Annotated in this window: 10 protein-coding genes; 2 read left to right on the top strand and 8 right to left on the bottom strand. The window is 66.2% G+C overall.

Annotated features, from left to right (window positions below):
- Nucleotides 1–45 precede the first annotated feature (45 nt).
- From NHL60_RS08815 to NHL60_RS08780, 8 genes are all read right to left on the bottom strand, one after another.
- Nucleotides 46–1002: a nitronate monooxygenase family protein gene (locus tag NHL60_RS08815; RefSeq protein WP_253451512.1), complete on the bottom strand. Its 957-nt coding sequence runs from the start codon at nt 1000–1002 to the stop codon at nt 46–48.
- A gap of 144 nt (nt 1003–1146) precedes the next feature.
- Nucleotides 1147–2097: an electron transfer flavoprotein subunit alpha/FixB family protein gene (locus NHL60_RS08810; RefSeq protein WP_253451511.1), complete on the bottom strand. Its 951-nt coding sequence runs from the start codon at nt 2095–2097 to the stop codon at nt 1147–1149.
- Nucleotides 2098–2111: 14 nt separating this feature from the next.
- Complete coding sequence (locus NHL60_RS08805) at nt 2112–2861, bottom strand: electron transfer flavoprotein subunit beta/FixA family protein (RefSeq protein ID WP_253451509.1); 750 nt, start codon at nt 2859–2861, stop codon at nt 2112–2114.
- A 44-nt stretch (nt 2862–2905) separates the two neighbouring features.
- The gene (locus tag NHL60_RS08800; protein ID WP_253451507.1) at nt 2906–4087 is read right to left on the bottom strand and encodes an acyl-CoA dehydrogenase; all 1182 of its coding nucleotides are present in this window, start codon (nt 4085–4087) and stop codon (nt 2906–2908) included.
- 143 nt (nt 4088–4230) lie between these two features.
- Complete coding sequence (locus NHL60_RS08795; protein WP_253451505.1) at nt 4231–5613, bottom strand: hypothetical protein; 1383 nt, start codon at nt 5611–5613, stop codon at nt 4231–4233.
- Nucleotides 5610–6041: a PaaI family thioesterase gene (locus NHL60_RS08790; protein ID WP_253451503.1), complete on the bottom strand. Its 432-nt coding sequence runs from the start codon at nt 6039–6041 to the stop codon at nt 5610–5612. Before NHL60_RS08790 ends, NHL60_RS08795 begins: the two co-directional genes overlap by 4 nt.
- Nucleotides 6038–7639: a class I adenylate-forming enzyme family protein gene (locus NHL60_RS08785; protein WP_253451501.1), complete on the bottom strand. Its 1602-nt coding sequence runs from the start codon at nt 7637–7639 to the stop codon at nt 6038–6040. The genes NHL60_RS08790 and NHL60_RS08785 overlap by 4 nt, the downstream gene beginning before the upstream one ends.
- Nucleotides 7639–8790, bottom strand: a complete 1152-nt coding sequence (locus NHL60_RS08780; RefSeq protein ID WP_253451499.1) for an acyl-CoA dehydrogenase family protein — start codon at nt 8788–8790, stop codon at nt 7639–7641. Before NHL60_RS08780 ends, NHL60_RS08785 begins: the two co-directional genes overlap by 1 nt.
- Before the next feature lie 210 nt (nt 8791–9000).
- Between NHL60_RS08780 and NHL60_RS08775 the strand changes: the two genes are divergently transcribed.
- Nucleotides 9001–10548 carry a 3-hydroxyacyl-CoA dehydrogenase gene (locus tag NHL60_RS08775; protein ID WP_253451497.1) on the top strand — a complete coding sequence of 516 codons (1548 nt, stop codon included), beginning with the start codon at nt 9001–9003 and terminating at the stop codon, nt 10546–10548.
- A 13-nt stretch (nt 10549–10561) separates the two neighbouring features.
- Nucleotides 10562–11770, top strand: coding sequence for a 3-oxoadipyl-CoA thiolase (locus tag NHL60_RS08770; protein WP_169958230.1), 1209 nt, complete (start codon nt 10562–10564; stop codon nt 11768–11770).
- The last annotated feature ends 129 nt before the right edge of the window (nt 11771–11899 follow it).

Genomic DNA, 11899 nt, shown 5'->3' with positions numbered 1-11899 from the left:
GCAGCACATCCCGCCAACTCCGGTGGGATGTGCCCCGTGCGGCAACTACCCGGCAAGCCGGCGCCGTGCCGCCCGGTAGTCCTGCTCCAATTCGTCCACGATCTCGGCCACGCTTTGCCGGGACTCGATAGTGCCGACACCTTGGCCGGCCCCCCAGATATCCCGCCACGCTTTGGGCTTGCTGCCCCCGCCAGACCCATAGCGCATCTGGCGCTTGTCACCTGATGCGAGATCATCGGGATCCAGTCCGGCTCGCTCGATGCTGGCTCGCAGGTAATTGCCGTGCACCCCGGTAAAGAGGTCGCTGTAGACAATGTCGGCTGCCCGGGAGTCGACCACCATGCGCTTGTAAGCCTCTACCGCATTGGCTTCGTGACTGGCGATAAAGCGCGTGCCCATATAAACCAGATCGGCACCCAGCGCCTGGGCCGCCAGGATCTGCTCACCGCGCCCGATGCCGCCGGCCAGGACCAGAGGGCCATCGAACATCTGTCGCGTCTCGGCCACGAAGGCGAAGGGGTTCAAGCGCCCACCGTGGCCACCGGCACCGTTGCTCACCAGGATCAACCCATCAACACCGCAATCGATGGCCTTTTGCGCATGGCGCAAGGTCGTCACATCATGTAAGACCTTGCCGCCATAGTCATGCACTTTGTCCACGACGCGATGCGGGGCGTGCAGGCTGGTGATCACCAGGGGTACACGAAACTCGGCACACAGCGCCAGATCGTGCTCCAGGCGATCATTGGTTGGGTGCACAATGAGGTTGACCGCGAAGGGAGCGATCCTGCGCCCGGGGTCGGCCTCAAGGCTGTCAGCAAGCCCCTCGGTGATACGTGTGAGCCAAACCGCAAGTTCGTCCGCTGGGCGTGCATTGAGGGCGGGAAACGCTCCCACGATCCCGGCCCGGCACTGAGCCAGCACCAGTTCGGGACCGGAAAGAATGAACATCGGTGAACCGATCACCGGCAGTCGCAGGGTGTCTTCAAGCCAATGCAGCATTATGTCTCCTGATCGACAAAAGGCCCACCGAAGTGAGCCCGTCCAGGGAAGCGTTACAACGCCTGCTCGCTTTCCAGCAGGGACTCGAAGGGATTCGCAACGAGGCCAATAACTGCCGAGAGCGCGACCTGGTAGCTTTCTTCCCTATAGCTTCTGCTCAAGCTCGGGCAGCACCTCGAACAGATCACCCACGAGACCGTAATCGGCCACCTGGAAGATCGGCGCCTCCTCGTCCTTGTTGATGGCGACGATCACCTTGGAGTCCTTCATGCCGGCCAGGTGCTGGATGGCCCCGCTGATGCCCACGGCGATGTAGAGCTCGGGGGCGACGATCTTGCCAGTCTGGCCCACCTGCATGTCGTTGGGCACGAAACCGGCGTCCACCGCGGCCCGTGAGGCGCCGATGGCGGCGCCCAGCTTGTCGGCGATGCCCTCGAGCAGCTTGAAGTTCTCGCCGTTGCCCATGCCGCGGCCGCCGGAGATCACCACCTTGGCCGCGGAGAGCTCGGGGCGGTCGGACTGGGCCAGCTCCTCCTTGATAAAGGCGGACTGGCTGTTCTCCGCCACGACGTCCACGGCTTCCACGCTGGCCGAACCGCCCTCGGTCCCTCTATCAGGGCAGGCATCGAAGCCGGTGGTGCGCACGGTGATCACCTTGAGGGCGTCCTCACTCTGCACCGTGGCGATGGCATTGCCGGCATAGATCGGGCGCTTGAAGGTGTCGGCGCTCTCCACCGCGATGATCTCGGAGATCTGGGCGACGTCCTTGAGGGCGGCCACCCGGGGCAGCACGTTCTTGCCGGTGGTGGAGGCCGCGGCCAGCACGTGGCCGTAGTCGCCGGCGAGTTCCGCGATCAGCGCCGCGGTGGGCTCGGCCAGCAGGTGGGCGTAGGCGGCGTTATCGGCCACGCGCACCTTGCTCACGCCCTCCAGCCTGGCGGCGGCCTCGGCGATGGCGGCGACGTTCTCGCCGGCCACCAGCACGTGGATCTCGCCGCCGTCGTGCTGGGCAATCTGCTGGGCGGCCGCGACCACATGGGCGGTGGCGCCGGCCAGGGCGCCGTCGTGATGTTCGGCGAGTACCAGGATGCTCATGAGATCCGCTCCTTTCAAAGCACTTTGGCTTCGTTCTTCAGTTTGTCGACCAGCTCGTCCACCGAGCCCACCTTGACGCCGCCCTGGCGCTCGGCCGGCGGCTCGACCTTGAGCAGCTTGACCTTCGAGGCCACCTCGATACCGAGATCCGCCGGGCTCTTGACGTCCAGCGGCTTCTTCTTGGCCTTCATGATGTCCGGCAGCTTGGCGTAGCGCGGCTCGTTGAGGCGCAGGTCGGTGGTGACGATGGCGGGCAGGGTCAGCTCGACGGTCTGCAGGCCGCCATCGACCTCGCGGGTGACCCGGGCCTTGTCGTTCTCGATCACCACTTCGGAGGCGAAGGTGCCCTGGGGCAGGCCGGTCAGGGCGGCGAGCATCTGGCCGGTCTGGTTGTTGTCGGTGTCGATGGCCTGCTTGCCGAGGATCACCAGGCCCGGCTGCTCCTCCTCGACCACCTTGGCCAGCGCCTTGGCGGCGCCCAGGGACTCGACGCGCGCGTCGGTCTCGACGTGAATGGCGCGGTCGGCGCCCAGCGCGAGCGCGGTGCGCAGCTGCTCCTGGGCGGCCTTGGGGCCCACGGTGACGGCGACCACCTCGGTGGCGACGCCCTTTTCCTTGAGGCGCACCGCCTCTTCCACGGCGATCTCGCAGAAAGGGTTCATGGCCATCTTGACGTTGGTGAGGTCGACGTCGGAGTGATCCGGCTTGACCCGGATCTTGACGTTGTAGTCGATGACGCGCTTGACCGCGACGAGTACTTTCATGGCGTATCTCCCGTGAGTCGTTGTTGGGTGCGCCGAGCCGGGGCTCAGCAGAAGGCCTGGAGGCCGGTCTGGGCGCGACCGAGAATCAGCGCATGGACGTCGTGGGTGCCCTCGTAGGTGTTGACCACCTCGAGGTTGACCAGGTGGCGCGCCACTCCGAACTCGTCGCTGATACCGTTGCCGCCCAGCATGTCGCGGGCCAGGCGGGCGATATCCAGCGCCTTGCCGCAGCTGTTGCGCTTCATGATCGAGGTGATCTCCACCGCGGCGGTGCCCTCGTCCTTCATGCGCCCCAGGCGCAGGCAGCCCTGCAGGGCCAGGCAGATATCGGTCTGCATGTCGGCCAGCTTCTTCTGGATCAGCTGGTTGGCGGCAAGAGGCCGGCCGAACTGCTGACGGTCCAGGGTGTACTGGCGGGCGGTATGCCAGCAGTCCTCGGCGGCGCCCAAGGCGCCCCAGGCGATGCCGTAGCGGGCCGAGTTGAGGCAGGTGAAGGGGCCCTTGAGGCCGCGGACCTCGGGGAACATGTTCTCCTCGGGCACGAAGACGTTGTCCATGACGATCTCGCCGGTGATCGAGGCACGCAGGCCCACCTTGCCGTGGATCGCCGGGGCGGAGAGCCCCTCCCAGCCCTTCTCCAGTACGAAGCCGCGAATGTCGCCCTCGTCATCCTTGGCCCACACCACGAAGACGTCCGCGATCGGGCTGTTGGTGATCCACATCTTGCTGCCGGTGAGGCGATAGCCGCCGTCGACCCTGCGGGCGCGGGTCACCATGCCGCCGGGGTCGGAGCCATGGTTGGGCTCGGTGAGGCCGAAGCAGCCGATCCACTCGCCGCTGGCCAGCTTCGGCAGGTACTTCTGCTTGGTGGCCTCGTTTCCGAACTCGTTGATCGGCACCATCACCAGGGAGGACTGCACGCTCATCATGGAGCGGTAGCCGGAGTCGACCCGCTCGATCTCCCGGGCGATCAGGCCGTAGCAGACGTAGTTGAGGCCGCTGCCGCCGTACTCCTCGGGGATGGTGGCCCCCAGCAGGCCGGTCTCGCCCATCTCGCGGAAGATGGCCGGATCGGTCTGCTCGTGGCGGAAGGCCTCCAGCACGCGGGGGGCGAGCTTGTCGGCGGCGAACTGGGCGGCGCTCTGCTGCACCATGCGCTCTTCGTCGCTGAGCTGCTGGTCGAGGAGCAGCGGGTCTTGCCAGTGGAAGGCGGGGTTCTGGGACATGTCGGAGTTTCCTCTACTTGCCGTTACGGCCTGTCATGACAAATCACTTGGCCTCTGAAGGACGGTTTTGCTTTGCGAAATTGCGTTTCATTTATCTCATGGTGCTGAACTGCCACGCCACAGTCAAGCGGCAATTGCCATGCTTAAAAGCGTGCTACCAGGAACCACGCCGCCACTAGCGGCATGGCGAGACAGAGAAAAAGGCCGTTCCAGCGATAGCCGATCCGCAGCGACGAAACGCCAGTGAACCTGGACAGAATCAGCATCGAGACGGTCATGGGTGATGACATGAGCGCCAGCGTCCATCCCACCAGCAGGGAGACCGCAAGAATGGGCGGCGACAGTCCCTCGATGCCCAACGTCGGCAGGATACCTGCCAGAAGGGTGACGCTGACGATGGGGTTGATGCCAACCTGGGCCAGCACGGCCACCAGCAGCATGGCGACCACCGCCGTGCCTGCTCCCAGAGACGATAGGAAGCCGAGACTCCCGGCCAGGGCCGAACCATCCACCAATCCCACGCAGAGGTGCCCCAGATAGCCTGCCGCCCCCAGCACCACGATCTCGTTGGACGCCGGCGACACCAGCCTGGGCAACCCGCGATGCAGGGCAACGGCAGCAGTCGGCATCCCCGCCATGCCATGGCGGCGGAACTGCCAGCAGAGCCACAAGAAAGCCCCCAGGGGCGCCCCCAACAGCACGGCGGTGGGAAGTCGAAGATCGAGCCCCCAGGAGAGAGAGAAGATCAACGCCACCAGCGAGAGCAGCAACAGGGAGAAACGCCCCAGAGGCCTCAGCGAGGGAACCGCATGCTCGCTGGTCTGCTGCATTCGCGGGCCGGTCACCCGGTCGACGCCCCAGCCGACCAGGAACAGCACCAGCGCCGCACCCAGGGCGTAGGGAGCCAGCTCGATCCAGCGCAGGCCCTCCATGCTGGAGAGCACTACCGCCATGCCGATGCCCATGGGCGACACCAGTGGCGCCAAAGAAAAACCGCGCAACAGTGCCAGCATCATGCGCCGCTGCCGTGCCTTCTGCACCCACAGGCGCCCCTGAGCGGCCGCCAGGGTGTTGCTCTTCTCTATCATGGCGGCCACGAGATTGAGCACGCCGATGTTGAGAATGATGCCGAACAGCGCCGAACCCAGCGACAGGATCGGATAGCGCCGGCTGGGCGGCTGAAGCAGCATGGCATGCCCGCAGCGATTCACCAGCCTGGACCGATAGGCGGGTAGCCGAAGTAGTCCCAGGGCGACCAGAAAGGTCGCGAAGAAGGCGAAGCGTCCCGCCGCCTCGCGCAGCAGCGCCAAGGAGGCAGGGTGATGCCACAACGCTACCAGACTCAGCAGGGCCGCAGCGCCCAGCAGGATGCGGGCCATGGTCGAGAGCCCACGCAGGGTGAGCAGATACCCTCCCAGGGCGACCATCGCCAACCACTGGGCCTGGGTGCTGACGAAAACCAGATCTGCCAGGGTGGCGAGCGTCACGACCAGCAGCAGGGATGCCCTCAGGCGATCCCGGCTCACTGGCTCTCTCCCTGCTCGGCCTCGCTTCCACGACGCCGACGGAAGGCCCCTTCCCCCATCGCCACGAGGTTGCCTTCGCTGTCGAATACCTTTCCGCTGGCCATGAAGGTAGTGCGCCCTCCCCCTTCCAGCCGACCGACAGCGCGCAGCGCCTCTCCCTTGGCCGGCGCAACGAAGGTAGTGGAGAGCGACAGCGTCATCGCCTTGCGCAGTTGGTCAGGCATCTCGCAGTGCAGGCCAGAAAAGCTCAAGGCCACATCCAGCAGCGTGCTGAGGACACCGCCGTGGACGATTCCGCTGCGGTTGAGGTGATGGGGCTCGACTGTCAGCGCGAGCGTCACCTGATCCGGCTCCCAGTCCACGACCTGTATGCCCATGAAGTTCTGAAAGCCCACCATCCGCCACGACAACGGCAATGAATCACTCATGACGGCTCCTTCCCTTGTGCCAGGTTGCGCAAGCGCCCCTTGAGGATCTTGCCGCTGGCCGTCGCCGGCAGACTTTCCACCATTACGATCTGCGAGGGACGCTTGTAGGGCGCCAGCCGCTCGGCAATGAAGGCCCTAAGCACCGTCTCCTCGAGGTTTGCACCAGGTTCGCACTGTACAAAGGCCACCACCTCCTCGTTGCCCGATACCTGACGCCCCACCACGGCCGACAGCGTCACATCGGGATGTTCGTTGATCACCGCCTCCACATCGGGTGGGTAGATGTTGAACCCGGAGCGAATGATGAGCTCCTTGCTGCGCCCCACGATATAGAGCTGGTCATCTTCGTCGACGCGTGCAATGTCGCCGGTGTTGAGCCAGCCATCCTGGTTTAGGCAGGCTTGCGTTGCCTCGGGCTGACGATAATAACCTTTCATCACATTGGGGCCCCGCACCCAGAGCTCACCCACCTCGTCACAATCATCGGCTTTATCGCCGCTGGCACCCAGGGGCTCCAGGCGATACTCCAGCAGCGGCAGCACACGTCCCACGGTATTGCTGACGTGGCGATCGTCGATCCGGGTCTGGCTGATGGTCGGGCTGGCCTCGGTAAGCCCATAGCCGTTGTGCAGGGTCAGGTCGAAAACCGCCTCGACCCTCCCCTTGATGTCGGCATCCAGGGGCGAGCCCCCCGCGGAGATATAGATCAGCGCGGGGGCCTCCAGGGCCTGTCCACGCTGCCGCAGAAACTCCAGGGTTCGCGCGTACATGGCCGGGACCCCTTGCAGGACGGTGATGCGTTCGCGCTTCAGGGCGTCCAGCAGCATAGCCGCATCGAAGCGCGGCACCGTATAGAGGCAGGCACCGTTGTAGAGCGACCCCATGCACACCGAGGAGAGACCGAAGACATGGGACATCGGCAGCACCCCGTAGACGCGCTGGCCCTCACTGAGATGCCGCATGCCACCCGAGATCGAGGCGATATAGAGGATGCCGCGATGCGTGAGCATGACGCCCTTGGGGGTGCCGGTGGTTCCGGAGGTATAGATCATCACTGCGACCTGCTCGGCACCGCTGGCCTCCACCGGTTCCGGATCGCTGTCAGTCAACGCCCCTACCCGCAATGCGCCCAGGCTGGGATGCACCAGGGGCTCGGCACCGTGGCGACGACCATGCGCTTCCGCATCGGGGGACGCCTCGCTGGTGTAGAAAATGCGCCGAGGAAGACAGTTATCGCGAATCAGGTCGATTTCCTTGGCCGACAGGCGTGAGTTGACGATCGCCACCCAGGCATCGAGTTCGCTGGCCGCCAGCAGCAGGACCACCAGGGCACGACTGTTCTCTCCGACCGTCATCAGGCGGTCGCCCGGACGAATCCCCAGCGAGGCCAGCCACTCCCGGGCTTCGAGAATCTCGCGCCCCAGGTCGGCATAGCGCCAGCGAATCTCGCCATCGACCAGTGCCGGCTGGTCGGGAATGCGCCGGGCATTATCGAGCACCCGAGTACTCAGGCGTTCTGGGAGTTCCGCCAACAGCTCACTGGCCAGGCGTCCGAAGATGCGTTCGTCGGGAGCCCGGTGTGTCACGGAAAGGGCCATCAGGATTCCTCCCGTACCATATTACGGGCGATCACCAGCTGCTGGATCTGGGTGGTGCCCTCATAGATGCGGAACAGCCGCACGTCGCGGTAGAAACGCTCGACGGCGTACTCCGCCATGTAACCCGCCCCGCCGTGGATCTGAACCGCACGATCGGCAACGCGGCCGACCATCTCGGCACAGAACAGCTTGGCGCACGAGGCCAGGGTCGAGACATTCTCGCCGGCATCCTTGCGGCGTGCGGCGTCGAGGACCATGGCGCGGCCGGCATAGGCCTCGGTCTTGCTGTCGGCGAGCATTGCCTGGATCAGCTGATGGCTGGAGAGCGGCGTCCCGAACTGCTGGCGCTCCATGGCATAGCGGAGCGACTCCTCGACCAGCCGATCGGCGACACCGACACAGACGGCGGAGATATGCAGGCGGCCGCGGTCGAGCACCTTCATCGCCGTCTTGAAGCCCTGCCCCTCGCGCCCGCCGATGATGTTCTCGGCCGGAACCCGGCAGTTGTTGAAGATGATGTCACAGGTATGAGCGCCCTTCTGACCCATCTTGTTGTCGGCAGGCCCCCGCTCGAGTCCGGGGGTGTTGCCCTCGACGATAAAGGCCGAAATGCCACCGGCACCCTTGTTGTCGGGATCCGTTCGTGCCATCACGGTGAACAGATCCGCCTCGGGACCATTGGTGATGTATCGCTTGGTGCCATTGAGGATGTAGTGATCGCCGTCGCGTACGGCCGTGGTGCGCAGGCTGGCAGCGTCGGAACCGACGTCGGGCTCGGTGAGGCAGAACGAGCTCAGGATCTCGCCGGTGGCCAGCGGTGGCACGTAACGTTCTTTCTGCTCCGGGGTACCGTCGATCAGGATGCCCTGGGCGCCGATGCCGTTGTTGGTGCCAAAGACCGAGCGGAAAGCCGGAGACGTCTTGCCGATCTCCATGGCCACCAGTGCCTCTTCCTCCATGGTCAAGCCGAGACCGCCGTACTCTTCGGGGATCGACAGGCCGAACAGCCCCATTTCCTTCATCTCGGCGAGCAACTCGGGGGGAACGGCATCGTCCTCGGCCAGGCGTGCCTCGTTGGGAATCAGTCGTTCGCGCACGAAACGAGAAATGGTATCGAGAAGCTGATTCAGGAGTTCCGGATCGCGAATCATGGCGTGTCCTCACAGGTCGAGTGGCAGGCGGGTCTCCGGGAGTCGGCAACGTCAGGAGCACCGGTTCTGCATTGTGGAATTGTCGTTCGCATCTATTGCCAGGCACTTTTGCATAGCCTAGGATGGGAGTCAATAAACGGAATGCAATTTCGCTTTGCGAAACGAATGCACATCCCTGTCCCGATACCCAATCGTGAGGAGAAACCCGCCATGTCGACCGCTCCCCCCTCGGAGGTCACGCCGTCCCTCCCCTTCCGTCGCCTCGGCCTCGTCGGTACCGGCGCCATGGGCCGTGGCATCGCCCAGTTGGCCGCCCAGGCCGGCCTCGAGGTGAGCCTCCATGATGCCCGCACGGGCGCGGTGGATGAGGCCAGGAGCTTCATCACCGGTGTCTGGACACGCGGGGTGACGAAGGGGCGCCTGAGCGAGGAGGACCTGGCGTGCTACCGGGCCCGACTGCACGAAGTCGCCGATCTGACGGACCTGGCTGGCTGCGACATCGTGGTGGAGGCCATCGCCGAGAACCTCCAGGCCAAGCAGGAACTCTTCACGCGCCTGGAAGGGATTCTGGGTGACCAGGCCGTTCTCGCCACCAACACCTCGTCGCTGTCGGTGACGGCCATCGCCTCCGCCTGCCGGCTGCCACAACGGGTGATCGGCTTCCACTTCTTCAACCCCGTGCCGCTGATGAAGATCGTGGAGGTCATACCAGGCCTGCGGACCACGGCCGATGTCGCCGAGCGCGTCGAGGCGCTGGGACAGGCCATGGGCCACTTCACCGCCCGCGCCACCGATACGCCAGGCTTCCTGGTCAATCACGCCGGTCGCGCCTATGGCACCGAGGCGCTGCGCCTGCTCGGCGAGGGGGTGGCCGATCACACCACCATCGACCGCCTCCTTGTCGATCAGGGCGGGTTCCGCATGGGCCCCTTCAGCCTGCTCGACCTGACCGGCCTCGATGTCTCCCACGCGGTGATGGAGTCCATCTATCACCAGTACTACGAGGAGCCGCGCTTCCGCCCATCACCGATAACCCGTCAGCGCCTCACCGCGGGCCTGCTCGGCCGCAAGAGCGGCGAGGGCTTCTATCGCTACGAGGATGGCCAGGCGGTGGTGGCGGCGGAACCGGCTCCACCGGCGGCCACTCCCCTGCCCGTGTGGGTCAGCCCCGAAGACCCCGAGGCCGCCCAGGTACTCTCGGCGCTCGTCTCCGCCGCCGGCTGGCCGCTGGACCGGGGCGAGCGGCCCGGTGGCGAGTCGCTGTGCCTGCTCACCCCGCTGGGCGAGGACACCACCACGGCCGCCCTCCGCCAGGGACTCGAGGCCCACCGCTGCGTGGCCGTCGACATGCTGGCCGGCCTCGACCGGCGCCGCAGCCTGATGACCACCCCGGCCACCGAGACCCGCTATCGGGATGCCGCCTGGGCCCTGCTCGGCGACGATGGCACGCCGGTAAGTCCTCTCCACGACAGCAACGGCTTCGTGCTCCAGCGCGTGATCGCCTGCATCGTCAACGTCGGCGCCGAGATCGCCCAGCAGGGCGTGGCAGAGCCCACCACCCTCGACCGCGCCGTGGAACTGGGGCTGGGCTATCCCCGTGGCCCGCTGGCCATGGGCGACCACTACGGCGGCCGGCGCATCCTCACGATCCTCGATAACCTCTTCGCCGCCACCCGCGACCCCCGCTACCGCCCCAGCCCCTGGCTGCGCCGACGCGCCGCCCTGGGCCTGCCGCTGACCACCACCCAACCGACCTGACAGGAGCTTTCCCATGCACGACGCCTTCATCTACGACGGAGTCCGTACGCCTTTCGGCCGCCACGGCGGCAGCCTCTCCGGTGTGCGCCCCGATGACCTGCTGGGCAGGGCCCTGAGGGCCCTCGTCGAGCGCAACGGTTTCGCCCCCGAAGACTACGAGGAGGTGCTGGCCGGCTGCACCAACCAGGCCGGCGAGGATTCGCGCAACGTGGCCCGCCACGGTGCCCTGCTGGCCGGCCTGCCCGTCGAGGTCGCCGGCCAGACCGTCAACCGCCTCTGCGGCAGCGGCTTGGCCGCGGTGATGGATGCCGCCCGGGCGATCCGCAGCGGTGAGGGGCAGCTGTTCCTGGCCGGCGGCGTGGAGTCCATGTCCCGTGCTCCCTATGTGCTGGGCAAGGCGGATTCCCCCTTCGCCCGCAACCAGCCACTCTACGACACCGTGATCGGCTCGCGCTTTCCCAACTCCTGGATCGCCCAGACTTATGGCAGCCACAGCATGCCGGAGACCGCCGACAACGTGGCCCACGACCTGGGACTGGGGCGCGCCGAGAGCGACGCCTTCGCGGCGCGCTCCCAGGCACGCTACGGCGACGCCCTGGCCAGCGGCTTCTATGACGAGGAGATCCTCGGCATCGAGGTATCCCAGGGTCGCAAGCTGCCCCCGCTGCTGGTCGACCGGGACGAGCATCCGCGGCCCGGCACCGATGCCGACAAGCTCGGTCGGCTGTCGCCGCTGTTCGAGGGCGGCGTGGTCACCGCCGGCAACGCCTCGGGTCTCAACGACGGCGCCGCCGCCCTGATCGTCGGCAGCCGCCAGGCCGGCGACGCAGCCGGCGTCAGGCCGCGGGCGCGCATCCTGGCCGGTGCCGTGGCCGGCGTGGCGCCCCGCGTCATGGGCCTGGGGCCGGTGCCTGCCTCCCGGAAGGCCCTGGAGCGGGCCGGGCTGAGCCTGGATCAGATGGACGTGATCGAGATCAACGAGGCCTTCGCGGTGCAGGTGCTGGGCTGCGTCAAGCAGCTCGGGCTCTCGGCCGACGACAGTCGCCTGAACATCAACGGCGGCGCCATCGCCATCGGCCATCCCCTGGGCGCCTCCGGGGCCCGTCTGGCACTGACCGCCCTGCGCCAGCTGGAAGTCTCGGGTGGCCGCTACGCCCTGGTCACCATGTGCATCGGCGTCGGTCAGGGCATCGCCTGCGTGATCGAGCGCCTGGAGGGCTGAGGCCCGAAGATGTCTGGCAGCCCCATCCCCACCAAGACACCGCCGACTCTCAAGCTCGGCGGCGTCTTGGCGAGATGGCAACCATGGAACTCACAAAGACCCAACGCTTCGAAGCACGGGCTTTTAATC

Origin of the sequence: Halomonas sp. Y3 (genome assembly GCF_024137965.1) — a bacterium.
GTDB lineage: Bacteria > Pseudomonadota > Gammaproteobacteria > Pseudomonadales > Halomonadaceae > Halomonas > Halomonas mongoliensis.
The sequence above is the reverse complement of the archived record's forward strand: the minus strand, read 5'-3'. Positions and strand labels throughout refer to the sequence as shown.

Coding starts and splice junctions, on each gene's coding strand:
- NHL60_RS08770 (WP_169958230.1), top strand. CDS start 10,562: ATGCACGACGCCTTCATCTACGACGGAGTCCGTACGCCTTTCGGCCGC.
- NHL60_RS08785 (WP_253451501.1), bottom strand. CDS start 7,639: ATGGCCCTTTCCGTGACACACCGGGCTCCCGACGAACGCATCTTCGGA.
- NHL60_RS08780 (WP_253451499.1), bottom strand. CDS start 8,790: ATGATTCGCGATCCGGAACTCCTGAATCAGCTTCTCGATACCATTTCT.
- NHL60_RS08810 (WP_253451511.1), bottom strand. CDS start 2,097: ATGAGCATCCTGGTACTCGCCGAACATCACGACGGCGCCCTGGCCGGC.
- NHL60_RS08775 (WP_253451497.1), top strand. CDS start 9,001: ATGTCGACCGCTCCCCCCTCGGAGGTCACGCCGTCCCTCCCCTTCCGT.
- NHL60_RS08790 (WP_253451503.1), bottom strand. CDS start 6,041: ATGAGTGATTCATTGCCGTTGTCGTGGCGGATGGTGGGCTTTCAGAAC.
- NHL60_RS08805 (WP_253451509.1), bottom strand. CDS start 2,861: ATGAAAGTACTCGTCGCGGTCAAGCGCGTCATCGACTACAACGTCAAG.
- NHL60_RS08800 (WP_253451507.1), bottom strand. CDS start 4,087: ATGTCCCAGAACCCCGCCTTCCACTGGCAAGACCCGCTGCTCCTCGAC.
- NHL60_RS08815 (WP_253451512.1), bottom strand. CDS start 1,002: ATGCTGCATTGGCTTGAAGACACCCTGCGACTGCCGGTGATCGGTTCA.